At 72.1% G+C, this 21,783-nt stretch carries 15 protein-coding genes and 1 other RNA gene; 5 read left to right on the forward strand and 11 right to left on the reverse strand.

The features are described from left to right. Positions 1 to 2,803: 2,803 nt before the first annotated feature. The 11 genes from AB0M83_RS22805 to AB0M83_RS22855 form a co-directional block, all read right to left on the reverse strand. Positions 2,804 to 3,805 (reverse strand): C40 family peptidase, encoded by a 1,002-nt coding sequence (locus AB0M83_RS22805; RefSeq protein ID WP_364520064.1) that lies wholly within the window; start codon positions 3,803 to 3,805, stop codon positions 2,804 to 2,806. Between the two features lie 2 nt (positions 3,806 to 3,807). After that, complete coding sequence (locus AB0M83_RS22810) at positions 3,808 to 4,407, reverse strand: hypothetical protein (protein ID WP_364520066.1); 600 nt, start codon at positions 4,405 to 4,407, stop codon at positions 3,808 to 3,810. A 3-nt stretch (positions 4,408 to 4,410) separates the two neighbouring features. Then, positions 4,411 to 6,492: a magnesium transporter gene (locus AB0M83_RS22815; protein ID WP_364520068.1), complete on the reverse strand. Its 2,082-nt coding sequence runs from the start codon at positions 6,490 to 6,492 to the stop codon at positions 4,411 to 4,413. 106 nt (positions 6,493 to 6,598) lie between these two features. Continuing rightward, positions 6,599 to 9,574, reverse strand: a complete 2,976-nt coding sequence (locus tag AB0M83_RS22820) for an ATP-binding protein (RefSeq protein WP_364520070.1) — start codon at positions 9,572 to 9,574, stop codon at positions 6,599 to 6,601. A gap of 3 nt (positions 9,575 to 9,577) precedes the next feature. Continuing rightward, positions 9,578 to 10,054, reverse strand: a complete 477-nt coding sequence (locus tag AB0M83_RS22825) for a hypothetical protein (RefSeq protein WP_364520072.1) — start codon at positions 10,052 to 10,054, stop codon at positions 9,578 to 9,580. A 9-nt stretch (positions 10,055 to 10,063) separates the two neighbouring features. Next, entirely contained in the window at positions 10,064 to 10,330 is a 267-nt protein-coding gene (locus AB0M83_RS22830; RefSeq protein ID WP_004562703.1) for a hypothetical protein, read from the reverse strand. A 452-nt stretch (positions 10,331 to 10,782) separates the two neighbouring features. Further along, entirely contained in the window at positions 10,783 to 11,640 is an 858-nt protein-coding gene (locus tag AB0M83_RS22835) for a hypothetical protein (RefSeq protein ID WP_364520074.1), read from the reverse strand. Between the two features lie 193 nt (positions 11,641 to 11,833). Next, positions 11,834 to 12,231, reverse strand: an RNA gene (gene rnpB / locus AB0M83_RS22840) — RNase P RNA component class A. Between the two features lie 63 nt (positions 12,232 to 12,294). Beyond that, positions 12,295 to 13,545, reverse strand: coding sequence for an FAD-dependent oxidoreductase (locus AB0M83_RS22845; protein WP_364520076.1), 1,251 nt, complete (start codon positions 13,543 to 13,545; stop codon positions 12,295 to 12,297). Continuing rightward, positions 13,542 to 14,348: a ferredoxin gene (locus tag AB0M83_RS22850; RefSeq protein WP_364520077.1), complete on the reverse strand. Its 807-nt coding sequence runs from the start codon at positions 14,346 to 14,348 to the stop codon at positions 13,542 to 13,544. The genes AB0M83_RS22845 and AB0M83_RS22850 overlap by 4 nt, the downstream gene beginning before the upstream one ends. 8 nt (positions 14,349 to 14,356) lie before the next feature. Next, complete coding sequence (locus tag AB0M83_RS22855) at positions 14,357 to 15,034, reverse strand: DUF4142 domain-containing protein (RefSeq protein WP_364520078.1); 678 nt, start codon at positions 15,032 to 15,034, stop codon at positions 14,357 to 14,359. Positions 15,035 to 15,271: 237 nt separating this feature from the next. Here AB0M83_RS22855 and AB0M83_RS22860 point away from each other — a divergent pair, with 237 nt between their 5' ends. The 5 genes from AB0M83_RS22860 (at position 15,272) to AB0M83_RS22880 (ending at position 21,738) form a co-directional block, all read left to right on the forward strand. Continuing rightward, a complete protein-coding gene (locus tag AB0M83_RS22860) occupies positions 15,272 to 15,850 on the forward strand; it encodes a sigma-70 family RNA polymerase sigma factor (protein WP_364520079.1) in 579 nt (192 codons plus the stop codon). Further along, positions 15,847 to 16,323, forward strand: coding sequence for a hypothetical protein (locus tag AB0M83_RS22865; protein ID WP_364520080.1), 477 nt, complete (start codon positions 15,847 to 15,849; stop codon positions 16,321 to 16,323). Before AB0M83_RS22860 ends, AB0M83_RS22865 begins: the two co-directional genes overlap by 4 nt. Before the next feature lie 49 nt (positions 16,324 to 16,372). Continuing rightward, the gene (locus tag AB0M83_RS22870) at positions 16,373 to 19,153 is read left to right on the forward strand and encodes an AAA family ATPase (RefSeq protein ID WP_364520082.1); all 2,781 of its coding nucleotides are present in this window, start codon (positions 16,373 to 16,375) and stop codon (positions 19,151 to 19,153) included. 57 nt (positions 19,154 to 19,210) lie between these two features. Continuing rightward, complete coding sequence (gene sfnG / locus AB0M83_RS22875; protein ID WP_364520084.1) at positions 19,211 to 20,323, forward strand: dimethylsulfone monooxygenase SfnG; 1,113 nt, start codon at positions 19,211 to 19,213, stop codon at positions 20,321 to 20,323. A 173-nt stretch (positions 20,324 to 20,496) separates the two neighbouring features. Further along, complete coding sequence (locus tag AB0M83_RS22880; RefSeq protein WP_364520086.1) at positions 20,497 to 21,738, forward strand: SLC13 family permease; 1,242 nt, start codon at positions 20,497 to 20,499, stop codon at positions 21,736 to 21,738. The last annotated feature ends 45 nt before the right edge of the window (positions 21,739 to 21,783 follow it).

Here is a 21,783-nt window from a genome sequence, read left to right on the forward strand (position 1 = left end):
CCTGCGAACCAGCAGGCGGCTGCGCGGCAGGGGCCTGCGAAGCGGCAGGTTGCTGCGGAGCCGGGGGCTGATGCGGGGCCGACGCCTGCGAACCAGCAGGCGGCTGCGCGGCAGGGGCCTGCGAAGCGGCAGGTTGCTGCGGAGCCGGGGGCTGATGCGGGGCCGACGCCTGCGAACCAGCGGGCGGCTGCGCGGCAGGGGCCTGCGAAGCGGCAGGTTGCTGCGGAGCCGGGGGCTGCTGCGCGGCAGGCGGCTGCTGTGAGGCCGGTGCCTGCGAACTGGCAGGCGGCTGCGCGACTGGTGATTCCTGCTGCGCGGCAGGGTCCTGCGAATCGGGAGGTTGCTGCAGGCCCAACGGCTGCGAAGCGGCAGTGGACTGCTGCGGGGCCGGTTGCTGGGAGCTGGAGGGCGGTTGCTGTTGGCCTGCTGACTCGGACTGCCCAGCAGCCGACTGCATCTGAGCCGGTGCCGGCTGCTGCTCAACCGGCGCCTGCTGCGCGGCAGGTTGCGGCTGGGCCGATGCCTGCGAACCACCAGATGGCTGCCCGGCGGGCGACTGCAGCTGGGCCGACGACGGCTGCGCGGCCGGCGGTTCTGGCTGGTCCGGCGCCTGCGAATCAGCAGGTTGCTGCTGGCCCAGTGGCTGCGCACCGGCAGGGGATTGCTGGGCCGACAACGGCGATTCCGCTGGCTGCGGCGGAGCCGTAGCCAGCGGGTGCGGCAAGGTCGGCGGCTGTTGCTGGCTCTGCGGCACCGCAGGCGACTGCCCGGCGGTAGCCGGCGGCTGCGGCTCAGCGGGCGGTTGCGGCTCACCGGCGGCAGTCGGCTCCTGGGCTGAAGGTGACTGCGATGCGGCCGTCGACGAAGACGGGGAGGCCGACTGTTCCGGCTGCGAGACAGCAGACGGTTGCGGCTGCACGCCAGCCGCCTCCGGATCCGGCGGTTCCGTAGTGGGCACCGCTGCAGCTTCCGACTCCGCGCTATCACGCAGCTCAACCTCAGCTGGGGAAGGCGCACCTGCTTCGGGCTCGACTACCTCCTCCGGCGCGGGCTCAGCCGGTGAAGGCACAGCCGCTTCGGGCTGGGCCACTTCCCGGGGCTCGTGGCCGACCACAACAGGTTCAGTCGCTTCCAGCTGCACCGCATCTCGAGGCTCGTGGTCGACCGCCGCAGGTTCAACCGCTTCCGGCTGCACCTCATCTCGAGACTCGTGGTCGACCGCCGCTTCCCGCGACTCGTGGTCGACCACGGTGGGTTCAGCCTCTTCCGTCTCAACGGCATCTCGAGACTCGTGCTCGGCCACCGCAGGTCCAGCCACTTCCGCCTCAACGGCACCCCGAGACTCCTGCTCAGCCACCGCAGGTTCAGCCGCTTCGGGCTGAACCACTTCCCGCGGCTCGGGGTCGGCCACCACCGGCTCAACCGCTTCAGGCCGAACCTCACTCAGGGCCTCGACTTCGGCCGGCGCCGATTCGGCTACCTCCGACTGAACCAGACCTCGCGACTCGGCTTCGGCAGGCGCAGGCGAATTCGCATCCCGGGGTCCGGCGGCCTCCGGCTGGACCGCTTCCCACGACTTCGACTCCACCGCCGCCGCAGGCTGGGCGGTACCATCCGGCACCGTCGCCGAGGCTCCATCCCGCAACTCCGGCGCCTCGGCCCCATCAGTCTCGACCGGTTCCGGCGAAGACCCCGCCGCCTCGACCACGTTCCCACGCTCCGGCTCAGCCGGCCGCGGTGCAGACTCCAAAGCCTCCGCCTCAGGCGCCGGCTGGTGGGCCACCGCAGGTTCCTCAACCGGCCGAGGCGCGGATTCAGCGAACGGCGCCCGCTCAGGCGCCCCTGGGTCCGGACGCAACTCCGACCGGCCCACCTGCGCGGAAATCCCCGGCGAGGCATCAAACGTCGGCGGACCAACCGCCGGCTCAGGTCGTTGCCAACCGGCCTCGACCGCCGCATGCGCGCCCCGGGCCTCGACAGCCGGAGCCTCCGGAGTCTCCGGAGCCGCGTGACGAGCCTTCCCCGATAGGTCAGACCACTCGCGGTCCTCCTGGGGACGTCCCTGACCCCACGCCGAACTCGACCCCGACCGACCGGCCGGCGGCACGTGCTGCTCAGGCGCCCCCGGCGGGGGCGGCTGGGGCACCGTCCGCCACACCGGGGCCGGGCCGATGTTCATCGGGGCCGGCGCCTGGCCGGGCGGGCGCGCTCCCGGAGGCGGGGGCGACGGCCTGGCCGCCGGCTTGGGGATCGGGTCCAGGGACGACACCAGGACCGACGTGTTCTCCGGGTCCTCGACCTTCCGGCCACTGCGCTCGCGGTAGACCATCTCGCCGTCGGCGTCCATCTCGACCAGGTAACCCGCCTCCGCGAGCTGCTCCTCGTCGAGGTCCGCCAGCCTCTCGTAACGCGAAGGCACCACTCGATAAATCGGCCACGCCAGCGAAGCGTGCTCGGCGTGGAACTGGGCCAGCAACGCCGCCATCTGGTGCTGCCACGGCAGCGACATCCCCTCGGCCAGCGACCGGGGCAGCACCACGTACCCCGCGTCGACGCCCGGGTAGCCCTGGCTCAGCTGGTCGGACAGGGGCGTGCTGGACGCGGGGCGAGCCGACTGCCGGGGCGGCTGGGGCGCGCCGAACAGCGCCGCCGGGTCCTGGGGCTCGCCCGGGCCGGGCTTGCCTCGCTTGCCGAATTTGCGTCCCACGTGCTCATCCTCTGCCAGTACGCGGCCACCTGCTCGTGGAAGCGCCGCGACGTCGGGTGAATCGGCCGATTCGTGTCAAGGCCCTCGAGACCCATGCTAAACGCCGGGGCGGACCGCCTGCGGCACCACTTCGGCCTCGTCGAACGAGAACGGCCGCGTGTGCACCGGGACGCCGGTCTGCTGCGCCTCGACGATCTTGCCGTCGCCCAGGTACATCATCACGTGGTGGATCGTGTCCGGGTTCGACGGGTCGTTGGCGAGGAACAGCAGGTCACCGGGCTGTGCGTCGCGCACCGGCAGCAGCGCGCCCGCGTGGTACTGGTCGCGCGAAACGCGCGGCAGGATGATCCCGGCCGACTCGTACGCCCGCAGCATCAGGCCCGAACAGTCGTACGAATTCGGGCCCGTGGCGCCCCACACGTACGGCTTGCCCTGTTCGCCCAGCGCGAAGCTGATCGCCTTCCCGGCGGCCTGGCTCGGCGGCAGCAGCTGGCCCATCCCGGTGCCGCAGGCGACGACGTCGACGACCTGGCCGACGTTCTCCACCAGCGTCGCCGCCATCGGCTCCCACTTGTGGTACCGGTCCGGGAAGCCCGAGCGTTCGACGGCCTGCGCGGCGTCGCCCGGGCGCTTGTTCTCCCAGTCCGGCACCGCCAGCAGCACGTCGTAGAACTTGTTGACCGCGTAGGTCGGGTTGGTGACCTCGGAGATCGAGCCCCAGCCCATCGACGGGCGCATCTGGAAGATGCCCTGCGAGTCGCGGTCACCGTAGGTGAGGTTGTGCAGCCCGGACTCGGTCATCCCGGCCTGGATGGCGACCTGCCACGCGCGCGGCGCCAGCGACCGCTGCTTGCCGATCGTGATGATCAGCGCGACGGTGCCCTTCTGCTCGTCGTCCAGCTTCGACGCGTCGACCGTGCCGCGATCGCCCTCGCCGGGCTGGGTCGGCCCGACCGAGGCGTCGCAGCTCATCAGCGACACGCCCCGGGCCTGCGCTTGCTGGTTGTCGATGACGACCTTGGCGGCGACGGCGGTGACGACCAGGGCGCCGATCGCGACGAACACGACCAGCCCCAGCCACAACCCCAGCCGCCGCACGGTCAGCTCGCCTGGTCGTAGTCGGCGACGCGCCAGCCGGCGTTGGTGCTCACGACCGTGATGGCCAGCTTGGGCCCGTCGGTCGGGATCGTCAGCTGCACCGAACTGGTGTACGACGTGCCGACGACCGGCTCACCGGTGACCTTCGTCGCCGGGATGTTCGCCGGGTCGACCGACGCCATCACCGGCAGGTACTCCTCGGTGGTGAAGGGTTTCAGCTTGGCCAGCCACTGGTCGGAGGTGATCCCGGCCGGGTGGTCGACCCAGGCGGCGGCCCACTCCTTGGCGACGCGGACGGCGTCCCCGTTCGGCGCCGCCGTCGTCGGGGTGGCCAGCGGCGCGGACAGCCGCGTCGGCAGGTTCGACGTCGGCACCGGCGCCGCGACCCCCGGCGCGGTCGCGGTGACGGACGTGGTCGTGCCGGTGGTGGGCGAGGCTTTCGCCTGCGGCTTGCCGACCGCCTTGGGCAGCACGATGCCGAGCGCGGTGACGAGGATCGCCAGGAAGACCAGCGTCCCCATCAGGTGGCGGGGCGAGCGCAGCGGCCAGCCCCACAGGCGGCGGTAGACCGCGGCGCGGCCGCGGTTGGTGCGGATCGGCATCGGTCACCGCCCCATGACTTGGTCGGTGTCACGCGGTTCTTCACGCACTTCGATGCCCCGCGAAGGCCGGTACAGCACGAAGACCGGCTTGCCGGCGACGACTTCGGGGTCGACGCGGCGCGGCTGCGCCCGCACTCCCGGCGTCCGTGGCACGTCCTGCGGCGTGTAGTCGTTGAAGCCGGACTCGGGGGTGCGCAGGTCGGACGGCACGACGACGGGCTCCGGCTCGTCGGTCCAGCGGCGGTCGGCGACCGGGGAGGTGTCGACGCGCCGGCTTTCCTCGCGCCGGAGCGTCGGCCGGCCGCCCGCGCCGACCACGACGTAGTCGCCGGGGTCGCCGTTGGCCGGGTTGTACTGGCCGTACACCGGGGAACCGGGGCGTCCGCCGGCGGGCAACGCCCCTGCCGGGCCGCCGTTGATGGCCCCCGGCCAGGCGCCGGACCAGGCGGCGGCCGGGCGGCCCGCGCCCGAGGTGTTGTCGAGCCGCTGGGCGTTGGCGAAGATCGTGGCCTCCGGCCGGAACCGGCCACCACCGGCGGTGGCGCCGAGCGGGCCGCGCTGCTCGCCGTCGACGACGTCGTCGGTGTCGCGCACGTTCTGCCAGAACTCGTCCTGCGGCGTCGGGCCGTTGCGGTTGCGCTTGAAGCGGGAGAAGATCCCGCCCCCGGGCGACGGCACGGCGGCGCCGACCATGCTGACCGACATCTCGACCATCTGCCACAGGCGCCGGACCGGCCGCCCGACCATGAACAGCAGCACGGTGATGAGCCCGGCGAGGACCATCTGCGTGAGCATGTTCAGCGAGTTGCCGGCGTCGAAGATGGCCTGCAGCAGCAGCGCGTGCACCCCGGCGAGCACCGAGAGCACGACGAGGTTGAAGGCCACCCCGCCGGCCACCTTGAGCACGCGGCGCAGGATCTCCGGGTGCAGCAGGGCGACGAGCCCGATCAGCGGCGCGGTGAGCGCGAAGAGGCGGATCAGGACCTGGGCGAGGAGGACCGACGCCTTGGCCAGGAGCTGGAAGAGGGAGTAGACGAGGGCCTGGCCGAGGGAGAGGAAGCCGGCGCCGGTGCGGCCGCCGGCTTCGCCGGTGAAGTAGCCGGTCGCGGGGCCGAGCTTGGTGGAGATGTCCTTGTAGGCGTTCTTCTTGCCGTCGATGACGCCTTGGTTGCCGTCGTCGCCGTTCACCAGCTGGTTGCGGGTGAACGCCTGGGCGTCGAGCAGCGGCTTGCCGAACTGCTCGGCCTGCGGTGCCGTGGGCGTGCCGAACTCCCCGCGCAGCCAGTTGTTGTAAACGATCTGCGTGTGGAGCTGGGTGGGCAGGATGTCGCGGACGATCCGGTCGCCGCTCTCGTCGACGAAGCCCGCCTGGATGTTCGTGGTGGTCTGGACGATCGCTTTGTCGATCGGGTCGAAGTAGCGCAGCATCGCCAGTGACGACGCGGCCAGCCAGATCCCGGCCAGCGCGTAGAGCGCCCGTTTGCTGACCGCGGCCAGGTCACCCCGCCAGATGTTGCGGAACATCATGATCGACAGGATCAGCGCGACCAAGCCGAACAGCTGGGCGTAGATGTTGTTGTAGACCTTTTCGGCGCCCGACTTCACCGCCGCGTAGATCGGGTTCAGCAGGCCACCTTCGAGCACCGTGTAATGCAGCGAGTTGGTGGCACCGACGATGTTCTTGCCCAGGTTGAACAGCTGGTTGCCGCCCCAGCTGTCCAAAGTGGACCCCGCCGGGGTGAGGTTGATCCCCGAGCAGTCGGTCTCGAACGTGTTCCAGACCATGCCCGCGTAGCCGTAGTCGATGTAGGCGCTGTTCGGTTCGCCGTGGCCCTCCGGCGGATCGATCGCGCCGACCATGCCCGCGCCCGGACGCTCCGGGTTCGGCGCCTCTCCGCAGGCCGCCGCGCTCGCCGCGGGAGCCGTGGCGATCGCCTGCAGGCCGAGCACCAGCATGACGGCGAACATCGTCGCCTTGCGGCTCGGGACGCGGCGCGCCTTCGGGCCTTCCTTGATCCGGCGCTTGAGCGCGTGCCAGGCGGCGGCCAGCGTCAGCAGCACCGCCAACGTCAGCAGGGTGTTCATACGGCACCCTCCGCGGTAGCCCGCGTGAGTGCGACCGTCCGCGGGGAACGGCAGGCCCGCCCCTCGCAGCCGGGGGCGGTGCGGCTACTTCGGGTCCGGGCGGCGCTCATGCGGCGTCCCGGCCGGTGCCGCCCTTTCCACCCGTGCGGGCGTGCTGCTGGCCGCCGTGGCCGTTTTGGCCGTTCGGGGAGACGCCGCCCTCCACTTCGCCCGTTTCGGTCGCCAATGGGTCCGGGGCTCCGAGGAGGTTCTCGTCGGCCAGGCCGACCTCCAGCTCCGCCGCCAGCTCGAAGTCCTGCTCCAGCTCGATGTCGTCCTCCGGTGGGGACGCCACGAACGGCTTCTTCTCCTCCGTGACCGGCAGCGCCAGCTCGTTGCCCGGGCGACGCGAAGGTGCCGCGTCCTTCGAACCCGGCGTCGTGTCCATGACCGCCCTCAGGTGGTCCAGGTGCGGGCCGGAGAAGTCGACGCGGATGCGCTCGACCCCGCCCGCGCCGTCGCCGAAGATGAACTGGCGGGGCTCGACGTCGCGCTCGACGCCTCGCTGCTGGGAACCCGGACGACGCCCCAGGGCCGCCACCACCTGCTCGTACCCGACCCCGACCGGCACCTTCAACAGCCGCAGCGCGTCGGCCTGGGCGTCGTCGTCGTCGAGGCGGCCCACGAACACCGAGTCCAGCAGGGCCACGAAACCCTGGATCTTCAGGAAGTCCGCCGGGATCTGGGACGACAGCAGCACCCGGACGTTCCACTTGCGCGAGTCACGCGCGAAGCGGTTCATCAGCACGCGCCCGGTCGGGACCTCGGACAGGAAGAACGCCTCGTCGATCCAGACGCCCTTGCGCATCTCCTTCGGCTTCTCGTACACCGACCGCTGGGTCAGCCACGCCGCCAGGTTCAGCATCTCGACGCCGAGGGATTCCGCGTCCGTCCAGTACTCGCGGGGGACGCCGTCCTTCGGCAGCGTCAGGCCCGCCATCGTCAGCACCGTCAGGCGGTCGTCGCGCGTCTCCGAGTACGGGTCCGCGTCGGACTCCGGGATGAGCAGCGCCATCCGCTCGCGCATCTCGTCGAGGAAGTCCGCGACGACGCCGGCGTGCTCGTGGTGCTCGCTCGAATCCCGGCGCAGGGCATCGATCACCTGGCCCGGGTCGGCGTCGAACCGGCCACCGACGGTGCGGACCGCGCGCAGCAGCACGATCCGGGTCTGCGCCATGCGCGAGACCTCGTACGGCAGGACACCGGTGAGGACGTCCAGGACGAGACGACGCCGGGTCGCGCCGGCCAGGGCCTTCTCGCGGCGCCAGGACCGCTCCGGGTCGTCCTCGTCCATGAAGTGCTCGATCAGCGGCTCGGCGACCACCCGGTACGGGTTGAGGATCCCCGGCTGGGCGTTGAGCAGGTTGATCGGCCGCGCGTACGGGCGCAGCTCCGGCAGGTCGCACAGCCGCGACAGCGGGCCGGACGGGTCGAGGATCGTCCAGTTCGCGCCCGCGCGCAGCGTCTTGTAGACGATGCCGCCGCCCAGGAACGACTTACCACCACCCAGGCCGGCGACCATGGCGGTCAGGCCGGAGCCGTCGCGGATCTCCTGGGCCATCCACGGGTCCCAGGCCACCGGGCGCCGCGTGGCCGTGCACGTCTCGCCGAGCAGGATGCCGCGGCGGTCGCCGACCTCCGCCGTCGCCGTCGGCACCGACGAAGCCGCCCAGACCACCGACCCGCGGCGCATGTACGCCGCCGAGGCCAGCGGCTCGCCCGGGATGAACTCCCGGGCCAGCGCGTACTGGGCCTCGGGGTGCTCGATGGCGATCTTCGGCTTGTAGAGGTCGAGCAGCTGCTGGGCCAGGCGCAGCGCGTCGCGCTCGGTCGGGCCGGACACCGCCAGCCGCCACCACGAGCGCACGCGGGTGGCGAGCGCGGTGAAGCCCGACGTCATCTCGTCGTCGATCTCCAGCACGCGCCCGGCCTGGCGCGACAGCGACTGCGGCGGCTCCAGCTCGTGCTCGTCGGTGTAGTGCTTGACCTGCGAGCGCACCTTGTTCATCTGGCGCTGCAGCTCGCTGGCGACCTCCTCGGGCCGCCGGACGTAGATCCGCGCGGACACCTCGACCGCCGCCGGCAGCCGGTCGGCGTGCTGGATCCACGGGTCGTCGACCTCGGGGATCTGCAGGCCGTGCATCTGGCCCACCGTCAGGATCGCCAGGTGCCGCGAGACGCCGGCGTTGGAGCCGGTGCGGCCGCGGACGGTCACGGTCGGCGCGTACGGGTCGGCGTAGTAGTCGGCGGCGTCGGTGAAGCTGGCCAGGTCCTCGGGTTCCCAGGCCGCGCCCGGCACCGCGGGCATGTTCCGCGGCGCGGGCAGGCCGAGCGAGCAGGACCGGTGCATCAGCCAGGACATCTCCTCGGCGTGCACCGGACGGCCCTCCAGCCCCGCACTGCCGATGACCTGGTCGAGGTGCTCGACCTCGGAGTCGAGCGCGCTCAGCTCGGCGTCGACGGCCTCGGGCAGGATCTTGCGCAGCACCGGCGCGGCCCGTTCGACGGCGCGGTCGACCATCCGCCGGGTCTGCACCTGAACGCCGATGTAGACCTCTTTTTCGGCCATCGAGCGGCCCATGAGCTGCTGCTGCTCGCCGATCAGGTAGTCGTCGAACGACAGGGCGCCCGGGACGTCGCCGGGCCGGCCGTGGGCGTTGTAGACGTGCGCCTCGGCCCACATCCGAATCGGGTACGGCCGGTTCGTCACGCGCAGGTGCAGCCAGCGGCCCTGCAGCTCGGCGTACTGCCCGGCGATGGCCGCGACGAGGTCGCGGCGCTGCGAGTCCGAGCGGAACGACCAGCGCTGCGGCGCCAGCCGGTACCAGGCGTAGACCTCGACGCCCGTGCGAACCAGGTGCCCGTCGATGCTGCGCACCGCGATCGACGGGGTATAGGCGGGGATCGCCTGCTCACCGGTCAGGCGGCGGCCGTTGCCGCCCCCTGAGCCGTTTCGCGCCGCGCGGACCTGCTCGGGCGGCTGCCATGCGCCCGAGTGTGCGTCCCGACCCCGTTTTCCTCGGCTACCGCCGCGACCGAACAACGACTACCTCCCGGCCCGAGCCGCGTTGCCGCGGCTCCGGCGCGCTCGTGGTGTTCCCTGGATCGCACCCGGCGGCCCGCCGTGGTGCTGGTACTGCCGTTTTCGGCGGTGCTTCGGCAGCGGGCGCTCGGCCCGTACCCGGACCCGGCTGGCGCTGACCGCGCCGCCGGTGCCCGTGGTCCGTTCGCGGGGGGTGTTGAGCTCGCGCCCGGCCATCGAAACCACGGTGCCCAGCGGGCGCTCGTGGCTGATCTTGGCCGTGAGCAGCCGGGTGATCACGATGGTGGCGACGAACGCCCACGCCGTCGAGAAGAACCCGAAGCTCCACCCCGCCCAGCGTTCGACGCCGAGGACGACGAAGAACGCCGGGATACCGATGAGCCACGCGACGTAGCGGGCTCTCCAGGGAAAAGTCGCTTTCGGCGGGCCGAGCCACACGGCGTCGACCCGGTAGACCTCGTCATCGGTCCTGATGCGCACGCCGCCGCCTCAGCCGGTGAACAGGCCGGCGATCCACTGGCCCACGTTCACGCCCGCGCCGCTGACCGCGAGACCGATGATGGCGAGCGCGATGACCACGCCGGCGAGCCGCCGCATGACACCGGCGTTGTCGCCCTTGCCGCCGCCCAGCCAGAGAAGCAGGAGGGCAACGGCCAGCAGCACCAGGGGGATGACGTTGTCGAGCAGCCACTGGCGCACGTTTCCCGTGCCCAGCTCGCCGGCGGCCAGCGTGTCGAGGGTGGTCAAGGTCATCATCGCGTTACTCCCGGTGCGCGGTGGGCCCGCGCGGCTCTGGCTCAGGCGGTGCTTCGAACAACATCATGACGGCTACGAGGGGTAGTGGTCAAAGCGCGCTGCGTAGATGACGGCTGGCTTGTCAACCGGTGTGGCGGCCACGGTAAACGAAAACTCCACGCCCACCATCATCGCGGCAAGGGCCCTCGGGTTAAAGCCCGGGCACCCATACTTCTCAGTGTGCTGACGAACTCACCCCATTGCCCGGGATTTGCTCACTGTGGGTACTTGCGCCGTGGCCGTTGTGCGGCCTGAGAAAGTGTGACATGACCCGAACGGCCCCGTCGCCCGAGTCCACTCTGTGACGGTGCTTCGGCCGGTCGGCACACATGTCGATCTTGACCGGTCCGGCCGTCCGTCACACGGCGCTCAAAACCTCACACGAGTTTCACTACATAGCGTGATCTTGGACCTCAAGCGCGACGCTGAGCGAAAATACCCGCCGGGAACGCGCCGGCGGCGACCACGCGACGGGTGAGGTCCCGGCCGAGCTCTTCCAGCCGGGTCAGCTTCGCCGGCCCGAGGTGGTCCCACGGCGCCTTCGCGGCGGCCTCGGTCGCGACTTCGACGCGGTCACGCAGCGCGACACCTTCGGCGGTGAGCGCCCCGTCGCCGTCGAGGATCCCGCGGTCGCGCAGGCCCTGCTCGGCGGCTGCCCACTGCTCGTCGCTCCAGCCGCGCGTCAGCTTGGCCGCGTCGAGGGTGAACCCGGCGCCGGTGGCCACGTGGGTCACGAGGGCTTCGACGCCGCTCAGGCCGTTCAGGACGAGGGCGGCGATGTGGCCGTCGCCGCGGTGCTCGCGCAGCAGCGTGATGGCGTGCCAGAGCGCGAGGTGCGGCGGCTCGGGCCAGTCCAGCCCGGCGTGCGCGGCGTAGAGAGGACGTCCTTCGGCGGTGCACCCGGCGGTGGCCTCGCGGGCGAGCTCGGCGGCCTCGACGACCTGGTCGCTCTTGAGCTCGCCTTCGCCGAGGAGCCGGGTCAGGGCCGCGTCGACGCCCTCGAGCCGGGCCTTGAGGACCTGCTCCGGCGTCGCGAGGGTCCAGGCGCGCGGAATCACGCGGGCGACGACTTCGGGGTTGAAGTTGTAGAAGGTGGCGGCGACGACCTCGGGCCCGACCGGGCCCATCGCGGCCGAGCGGCCGGCGAAGTAGGGCATCCGCCCCGGCCGCAGCCCGATGCCGGTGAGCGCCTGGTCCACTTCGGGCGCGAAGTACGCCAGAGCGTGCAAGGAATCGAAGGCCGACTTGAACCGCTTCTCGTCACCCGCCATAGCGGCACCCTACTACCGGGTAACCACCGGCGGAACCGCCCGCCGCGCGTGATCAGGCCCGTAACTCGCGTGATCGGAGCCGTGATCCGCGTGATCGGAGCCGGAACTCGCGAGTTACGGCCTCAATCACGCGAGTTCCGGCTCCGATCACGCGAGTCCCGTGGCCGATCACGCGGCTTTCGGGCACGTGGGGCGGACGAGCCGGCATGTAAGCCGGATCCTGTTCCCGGGTCGCCTCGCGGCTCGCCGGGCGGCGGCCATCCATCTCGGCCTGCCGTCGCCGGCAGGCTCCAGCGGCCTACCCGCAGGCTCGGACGGGCCGTCCTCGAACGCCTGCGCAGAAGCCCGGGGGCTTCCTCTTGGCCTTGCTCCGGGTGGGGTTTACCCAGCCGCCCCGGTCACCCGGGACGCTGGTGGTCTCTTACACCACCGTTTCACCCTTACCCCGGCCCTCGCGAGCCGTGGCGGTCTGTTTTCTGTGGCACTTTCCCGCGGGTCACCCCGGGTTGCCGTTAGCAACCACCCTGCCCTGTGGAGTCCGGACTTTCCTCGAGCCGGGTCTCCCCGGCCCGCGACCGCCCTGCCTGCTCGTCCGCGGGAGAGATGGTAGCCGAGCGCCGGACGGCAGCGGGCTCGGCCGTCTTGACCGCGACCTCAGTACCCGGCCGCCGCCCGGCTGTGGTGGCGGGGGCGCTCCGGTTCCGGCGGCCGCTGGGGCGGCACGATCGACGGCGCCGGGCGCTGGCGGGCCAGTTCGGCCGTCCAGTGCAGCACCGCGGCCGGGCTGTCGAGGCCGATGAGCCCGACGAGCCGGCCGTCGCGCACGGAGCCCGTGATCGGCCGGGTGCCGGCCACCGGCGACTCCAGCAGCACCGTGTCCGTCCCGAGCATCGGCCGGCCGGCCACCTGGATCCGGACGCCGTGCTGCTCGGACCAGTACCGCGGCACCGGCGTGTACGCCGGGGAGCCGGCCGGCCCGGCCAGCAGGTTCTCGGCCGCCGCCCGGCTCATCTCCACCGCGTTGAGCCAGTGTTCGTCACGCCGGGGCGTCGCGTCGTAGCGGAGGTTGGGCCAGCGGGCGACGTCGCCGGCCGCGACGATCGTGTCCGAGCCCACGACGTGGCAGGTCGGCCCGCAGACGACGCCGTCGTCCAGCGGCAGCTTCGCCCCGCGCAGCCAGGACACGGCCGGGACGCTGCCGACGGCGACCACGACGCAGGCGACGTCGAGGGCGCGTCCGTCGGCGAACTCCAGCCCGACCGACGTCGTCCCCGGGTGCCACCGGCGGATGGTGGTGCCGAGCTCCAGCCGGACGCCGTGGGCGGTGTGCAGCGCCGTGAGCCAGTCGCCGATGTCGGGGCCGAGGACGTCGGCCAGCAGCGCCCGCGACCGGCCGATCAGGACGACGTCGCGGTCCATTTCGCGCAGGCTCGAAGCGACTTCGCAGCCTATGAAGCCGTCGCCGATGACGGCGACCGGACCGGAGCCGGTGGCGAGCGCGCGCTGGAGCGCCGTGGTGTCGGACAGGGTCCGGACGACGACGACCCGCGGGTGGCCGTGCGGCGCACCGGGCAGCCGGCGGGGTTCGACGCCGGTGGCGATGATCAGGCCGTCGTACCGGACCTCCTCGTCGCGGAGGTGGACGACCTGCCGGTTCGGCGACAGCGCCGTGACCGGGGTGTCGAAGTACCACTCGGCGTCGACCTCGAGGGGATCGGCGAGCAGCGTCTGGGCCCGGCTGACCGCGCCGGTCAGCAGGCTCTTGGACAGCGCCGGGCGGTGGTAGGCGATGTCGGGCTCGGCACCGAGGACGACGACTTCGCCGTCGAACCCGAGCTCGCGCAGCCGTTCGGCGGCCCGCAGGCCGGCGAGGCCGGCTCCGGCGATGACGATGCGTTCGCTCACGAAGTGGCTCCCAACAGGTGGATGGCTCGCATGGGACAGGCGCGCGCGGCCGCGCGGACGTTCGGTGCTTCCCCGGCTCCGGGCCGTTTCTCGTACTCCAGCTGCCCGTCGTGGCCGAGCTGGAAGACCCCGGGCGCCTCGGACTGGCAGACGCCGTAGGAGTGGCAGCGGTGGCTGTCGACGTCGACGCGCAGCGCGCTGACCTCGAGATCTTCGGGCTCGGGCGCGATCAGCCCGGCCCGGGCGAGCGCGGCGGCGGGCAGCACCCGCAGGGCGGAGAGGAGCACCGGCGGCACGAGCAGCGTGATCCCGGCGAGCCAGACGACCGATAGGTGCCCGCTCGAGACGGCGCCGAGCCAGGCGTGCACGGCGAGCAGCCCGATGGCGAGGTAGCCGAACTGGTGGAAGCGCAGCCACCGGCCTTCGCGCGCACCGCGGCGCAGGCCCGCCGTGATCGACACGGCGATGACGAGTTCGAGGCCCGCGATGCCGAGCGCGTGGCGCGGGGTGCCGTCGTAGAACGGGAGCAGCAGGTCGGCGGCGCCGAACGGGTCGTCCTCGAGGAAGAGGAACGTCAGGCCGTGCACGGTGCCGGTGGCGAGGGTGAACGCGGCGAGCAGGACGTGGCCGGCGCGCAGCGCGTCCTGGCCGCTGAACCGGCGGACCCAGCCGGTGGCGGCCAGGACGCCCCAGCACAGCGTCAGGCACATGCAGAGGTAGGTGAGGCGGCCGGACAGCGCGGCGGCCTCGGCGATCCCGGTGTCGTGCGGGGACACCGGGAGCAGCGCGGCGGACGGGGACATGGGCGGGTTTACCTCCGGGTGCGCGGCGAGGTCCTGCCGGGGGTTCCGAGCAGGCGGAGCAGGCCGAACGTGGCGACGGCGGCGAACGCCACGAAAACGGCGCCGAGGGCGAGGTCCCCGGCACCGAGGGTGTCGTCGGTGCCGTCTTCGGTGGCGGAGACGAGCAGCGACGTGGTTTCGGCGAGCCCGGTGCTCTCGAGGAGCGTCAGGTGGCCGAGCGCGGTGTCGACGGCGGTCTGGGCGAACGCGCGGACGTCGTCGTCGCGGGTGCCGGCGCGGACGTCGGAGGCGAGCCCGAAGAGGGAGCCGTACTCGGCGCGCAGGCGGTTGACGTAGGTGCGGTCGAACGCGTCCCCGGAGTCCTTCGAGAGCTCGGCGGCCCAGCCGCGTTCCTGCTCGGTGGGCCCGGCGGGGAGCGTGATGGCGAGCCGGTCGGCGACCGCGCGCAGGGCGACGTCGAGGCGGGCCTGGTCGTCGGCGATGCGGACGGCGACCGCGCGCACGCGCTGGTTGGTCGCGCGGTCGGCGGCGAGCCGGCCGGCCGGGATGGCCCACAGCGTGTGCTGCTTCAGGCGCGCCAGCAGGGTCCGGTCGGCCTGCTGCAGTTCGCCGGCGGAGGCGGGCAGGGCACAGCCGAGCACGAGCGCGGTCGTGGCGGCGAACAAGGCCACGAATCGGAGCGGCATCCCCGTTTTCCCTTCGCGAAGGAGGTCTTATCCGGAGTTACGGAAGAACGGCGTTCACCGGTTCTCTCCGTCACCTTTTAGAGACTGTGACGTACATCACAAGACACAATTTGAACCCGCCAGTTCGTACCCCGACGCTAATGGGGTACGGAAACTAATGCAGATGGCCTATCAAGTGTTTTTGCGCTACGCTCCGAAGGCCCCACAGTCCGCCAGTCAGGTGAGGTTGCGAGCTTTATGGAAGCACTGGGCAGAGAAAGTCGCGGCCACGTCGGCTCCAGCTCGTCCGCCACGGCGGTGCAACCGCGCCCCGACACGGCGGACGACCTCGTCCCGCTGCTGTACAAAGACTTCCGCGCCACCCTGTTTTCGCAGGTACTGGCCCTGACGAACCACGACCGGCAGTGGACCGAAGACGTCGTGCAGGAGACCATGATCCGCGCGTGGCAGCACTCCGGCACGCTCGAACGCGAGCCCGGAATGCTGCGCGGATGGCTGCTCACCGTGGCGCGCCGGATCGTCATCGACGGCTGGCGGAATCGCCGGGTCCGCCCGCAGGAGGTCGCTCTGGAGATCCCGGAAAACGCCGAGTCCACCGAGCGCGCGGACAGTTCGTTAGCCGCACTAACGATCAGCCGGGCATTGTCGGAACTGGATGAGAAATATCAGGCCGTCATCACCGTCACTTACCTCGCCGGAAACACCGTCCGGCAGGCCGCGACAATTCTGGGAATTCCCGAGGGAACCGTCAAATCGCGGTTGTACACGGCGATGCGGCAATTGCGGAAGGCACTCGGCGAAATGGCGGTGCGATGAGGCGGGAGCACCGCGATGCCGCGGCCTACGAGCTCGGCGTCCTCGACGACGCGGAAGAGTTCGAAACGCACCTGGCCGGCTGTCCCCGGTGTCAGGAGCTGCTCACGGACTTCCGGCCGGTGTCGGCGGCCCTGGCGGAGGCGGCCCGGCTGGGCTACCTACCGGGCGGCGGTGATCCGCCGGCCTCCGGCGACCCGGCGGCCCCCGGATCCTTCCCGCGGTCGGGCGCGGCCGGCCCGGGTTACCCGCCGCCCAGCGGCGGCGCGGCCCGGCGCCGGAAGCCGTGCGTGTTCACCGGCCGGGGAGGTCCGGCCGCCGGGGCGCTCCTGCTGCTCGTGGTGGGCATGGCCGTGACGATCGGCTGCGCGGCCCGGCCGGCCACCGCGAGGACCTGGTTCGCATCCGCTGCGTCCATCGTCTCCCCTGCTCAGGTGGTGACCGGTACCGGCCATGACCTGCGGGATCTCCCGTGATCAGCCGGTTTCCAGTAGTCTGCCCCAACCCAACATGAAAGTCTTTACGGTGGATACCGAAGTAAATCCCGAGCAGCCCGTCAGCGGGCCTTCGGTACCGAAGCGCCCCGCCCCGCGGCTCCCCGGCCGCGAGCCCGAGCTCAGCCGCCTGACCAGCCTGTTCCCCCTCGCGCTGGGCGGCACGGCCGCGAGCGCGGTGCTGGTCGGCGAGTTCGGCATGGGCAAGAGCTCCACGCTCCACACCGCCGCCGCGCTCGCCGCGGACGCCGGCTTCACCGTCGCGATCGCCACCGGGTCGCGGCTGGAGAGCCACCTGCCCGGCGGGCTCGCCCGCCAGCTGGCCGACGCGCTCTACGAGCCGGGTGTCCCGCGCCCGGGCTTCGCCGAGCAGTGCGGCCCGGCCGGCGAGAGCGAAGCGCTCGAGCACTTCTTCGGCCTCGTCCGCGACGCGACCGAGCGCGGCCCGCTGTTCCTCGGCATCGACAACGTGCACCTCGCCGACGCCTGGTCGATGCGGTGCCTCGCCTACATCCGGCACCGCGTGCTCGACCTGCCGGTGTTGATCATACTCACCTCCCTGATCGGCCACCCGCCGCACCGCGAGGTGGCGCTGCTGGAGATGGCCGGCTGCACGCCGGCGACGATCACCCTCAACGGCCTCGGCGACGCGGCCGCGGCGGAGATCCTCGGGCTCGCCCCGGGCGAGCTCGCCACCGCCTGCCGCGAAGCGACCGGCGGCAACCCGTACCTGCTGAACGCGCTGCGGCCGCGGCTGCTGCCCGGCGCGGACCCGCACGAGCTGGGGTCGTCGCTGATCGGGCAGGTGCTCCACACGCGGATGCACGAGTTCCCGGACGCGCCGGCGATCCTGCACGCCGCTGCGATCCTCGGCGAGGACGCCGGGTTCGACCTGCTGGCCCAGCTCGCCGGCGTCGACGAGCTCGACGCGCTGCAGGCGATCGACACGATGGTCCGGCTGCACGTGCTGAACAACAGCAACGCCCCGACGCTGACCTACCCGTTCGTCCGCAACTCCCTGCTGCGGGACATGCCGAAGACCACGCGGGCGGTCAACCACGCGCGGGCGGCGAAGCTGCTGTCCGAGACCGGCGCGGCGGCCGAGCGCGTCGCCGCGCACCTGCTCGAAGCGACGTCGATCCGGATCCCGTGGGGCGTGGACGTCCTGCGGCTGAGCGCGCGCGACGCGGTGTTCTCCGGGCGTCCCGAACTGGGGGCACGGTACCTGCGACGGGCGCTGGAAGAGCGGCTGACGTCGGGGCGCCGGGTGGCCGTGCTGCTGCAGCTGGCCCACGCGGAGTTCCAGCTCGACCCGCCCGCGGCGGCGCAGCGGGTGCGCGAGGCCGTCGACACCATCGGCAACCGCGACACGGCCGCGTTCATCGCGTCGGCGATGCTGCTGTCGCTGTGCGGCGGCCAGGACGCGCGGCTCGCGATCAGCGCGGCCGGCCAGATCGCCGCGCGGCTCGACGCCGGCGGCCCGGACGCCGTGTGGCCCCTGCTGTGCATGACGTACCTGGCCGAGGCCGGCAGCCGGCTCGGCCCGCCGCCGGAGTTCCGCGACTTCGAGGAGCAGTGGGCGCCGCTGACCGAACCCGCGGCGCAGCGCAGCCGGTCGGCGCTGCTGGCCCTGGACGCGGTCCGCAGCGGCGAGTCGGCGCAGGAGGCCGTCGGGCACTTCGCGGCCGCCATGACGGGCGACGACGGCGACCTCTTCGAGCAGCACTACTTCTTCACGCTGGCCACGGCGGTGCTCGCGGACGAGCCGGCGCACGTCGACCGGCTGTGCCGCGTCCTCGACGTCGAGCGCGAGCCGTGGGACGTGCACGTGCCGCACGGCGCGCTGCCGACGCTGGTCCGCGGGATCGCGCTGCAGGCCAGCGGCGACCTGCAGCGGGCGAGCGTCCACTTCGAGTCGCTGCTGCGCCGCTTCGACGAGCGCGGCGGGACGACGACGTGCCCGGTCGGCGTGCTGTGCACGGCCAAGCTCGTCGAGTGCTGGGTGGACCTGGGCCGGTTCGAGGCGGCGACGTCGCTGCTGGACCGGATGGACTTCGTCGCGAGCCAGGGCCTGTTCACCCACACCTACCTGCTGTACGCGCGCGGCCGCCTGCGCGTCGCGACCGGGTACACGCGCTTCGGGTTCGAGGACCTGCTCAGCTGCGGGCGCCGGCTCGCGCACCACGGCATGCGGTTCCCGGGTTTCGTGCCGTGGCGCGCGCACGCGGCGCGGGCGGCGCTGGCGCTGGGCCAGGCCGAAGACGCGGCCCGCCTGGCCGAAGAGGACATGACCGCCTCGACGCGCTGGGGCGCGGCGCGGCCGCTGGGCACGGCGCTGACGACGCTCGGGCTCGTCCGCGAGGACGACGAAGCCGAGCGGGCGCTGAACAAGGCGATCACGACGCTCAAGTCGTCGCCGGCCCGCTTGCAGCTGGCGACGGCGCTGACCGAGCTCGGCACGCTGCACGCGCGGCACGGCCAGTCCGAAAAAGCCATCGAGACGCTGCGGCAGGCGGTGGAGCTGAGCGAGCACTGCGGTGCGCGTCCGCTGGCCCGGCGCGCGGCGGAGGAACTGCGTTCGGCGCGGCGCGCGCTGACACCGGCCAAGGACAACGAGCACGGCTTGACGCGGCAGGAAAACCGGGTCGCCGTCATGGCCGCGCAGGGGCTGACGAACCGGGAGATCGCGACCGCGCTGCACCTCACGCGGCGGACCGTGGAGCTGCACCTGTCCGGCGCGTACCGCAAGCTCGGCATCCCCGGCCGCGCGGAACTCGGTGGCGCGCTGGCGAAATCCCACCGCGGCGGGTGAGTTCCCACCGCGTGGACGCGCGTTGACCGGCTCCGGCGTCGTTGCTCTACTCGGGCCATGTCCCTCGAAGAGCCGTTGAAATTCGCCTACTGGGTCCCGAACGTGAGTGGTGGCCTCGTCACGTCCGACATCGAACAGCGGACGGACTGGGGCTACGAGTACAACCGGGATCTGGCCGTCCTCGCCGAGAACAGCGGGTTCGAGTACGCGCTTTCGCAAGTGCGGTACACGGCCAGCTACGGCGCCTCGTACCAGCACGAGTCCACCGGGTTCAGCCTGGCGCTGCTGCTCGCGACGCAGCGGCTCAAGGTGATCGCGGCCGTCCACCCCGGACTGTGGCACCCCGGCGTGCTGGCGAAGTTCATCGCCAGCGCCGACGTCATTTCGGGTGGCCGCGCGGCGGTCAACGTGGTGAGCGGGTGGTTCAAGGGCGAGTTCACCGGCCTCGGCGAGCCGTGGCTGGAGCACGACGAGCGCTACCGGCGGTCCGAGGAGTTCATCCGCGTGCTGCGCGAGCTGTGGACGAACGACCACGCCGAGTTCCGCGGCGACTTCTACCGGATCCACGACTTCGACATCAAGCCGAAGCCGGTGGCGGCCCCGCACCCGGAGATCTTCCAGGGCGGCAACTCGACGGCGGCGCGCAAGCTCGCGGGCAGCGTCTCGGACTGGTACTTCAGCAACGGCAAGGACTTCGACGGCTTCAGCGAGCAGGTTTCGGAGGTTCGCGGTTACGCTGCCGAGAATTCGCGCACTGTCCGATTCGGACTGAACGGGTTCGTCATCGCTCGCGAGACCGAGAGCGAGGCGCGCGCGGTCTTGCAGGAGATCGTCGCGAAGGCGAACGTCGAGGCGGTGGAGGGCTTCCGGTCGGCCGTGAAGCAGGCCGGGAAGTCCACTTCGGACTCGAAGGGCATGTGGGCCGACTCGGAGTTCGAGGATCTGGTGCAGTACAACGACGGCTTCCGCACGAAGCTGATCGGCACGCCGGAGCAGATCGCCGACCGGGCGATCGAGTACAAGAAGCGCGGGGCTTCGCTGTTGCTGCTCGGGTTCCTGCACTACCTGGAGGACGTCGAGCACTTCGGCAAGCACGTGCTGCCGGTGATCCGGGCGAAGGAGCAGGACCTGGCGCGGGGCGCGGCCACCCCGGAGCCGCTCGGCGTCTGACCCCGGCCCGCGGGGGCGCCCCCGTTTTCCACGCTACCCGAGGGCACCGACAAAACCGGCCCACGCTCGAGCGGCCCGCCGCCGGGCTCGCGGAATTGTCGGTGCCTTCCGGTAGCGTCGAAAACGGGGGCGCCCCCGGCGGGCCCGCGCCGGGCGTCGATTAGCGTGGGAGCGTGAACTTCTGGGCCGGAGCGGGAAGCCTGGCGCTCCTCGCCGCCGTGCTGGTCTTCGCGATCGTGCGGCCGCGGGGCTGGCCCGAAGCGGTGGCCGCGGTGCCGGCGGCGGGCGTCGCGCTCCTGCTCGGGCTCGTGCGGCCGGAAGCGGCCGGGGCCCGGGCCGTCGAGATCCTGCCGACTTTGGGCTTCCTGGCCGCGATCCTCCTCGTGTCCTTTTTGGCCAGTGTCGACGGTGTGTTCACCTGGCTCGGCAACCGGCTCGCGGAGGCCTGCCACGGCCGGCCGCGGCGGCTGCTGGTGCTCACCTTCGCCGCGGCAGCCGGGGTGACCGCGGTCCTCAGCCTGGACGCCACGGTCGTCCTGCTCACCCCGGTGGTCCTGGCCACGGCGACGAGCCTGCGCCTCCCGGCCCGGCCGCACGTCTACGCGTGCGCGCACCTGGCGAACTCGGCGTCGACGCTGCTGCCGGTGTCGAACCTGACGAACCTCCTGGCGTTCGGCGCGTCGGGGCTGACGTTCGCCGGGTTCACGGCGGCGATGGCGTTGCCGTGGCTGGTCACGGTGGCCATCGAGCTGGTGGTGTTCCTGCGGTTCTTCGCCGCCGACCTGCGGCCGCGCTCGACGGCGGAGCCGGCCCGGCACCTGGAGACGCCGACGTTCTCGCTGGCCGTCTTGGGTCTGACGCTCGCCGGCTTCGCGCTGGGGCCGCTCGGCCACGTCGAGCCGGTGTGGATCGCGGCGCTGGCCGCCCTGGTCCTCGGCACCCGGGCGCTGGCGCAGGGCAAGATCCGGCCGTGGCAGCTGGTGACGGAGGCGGCGCCGCAGCTGTGCCTGTTCGTGCTGGGCCTGGCGGTGGTGGTCGAGGCGGTCTCGGAGCACCTGCTCGGCGGCTTGCTGCGCGACGTCCTGCCGTCCTCGACGAGCTTGGCCGACCTGCTCGTGGCGGCGGGGGTGGCGGCCCTGCTGGCCAACCTGGTGAACAACCTCCCGGCGACGCTGATCCTGCTGTCGGTCCTGGGCCCGCACCCGGCGCCGGGGGTGTTGCTGGCGGTGCTGCTGGGGGTCAACATCGGCCCGAACGCGAGCTACCTGGGATCACTGGCGACGCTGCTGTGGCGCCGCACGCTGCCGGAGCACCCGTCGGCGAAGACGTTCCACGCGCTGGGGGCGATCACGACGCCGCTGTGCCTGGTGGCGGCGACCGGGGCGTTGTGGCTCAGCCTGGGCCTGGTGACGTAACCCGTAACCGGCGTGATCAGAGCCGGAACTCGCGTGATGGGAGCC

The organism is Amycolatopsis sp. NPDC051106 (genome assembly GCF_040682775.1).
Lineage (GTDB): Bacteria > Actinomycetota > Actinomycetes > Mycobacteriales > Pseudonocardiaceae > Amycolatopsis.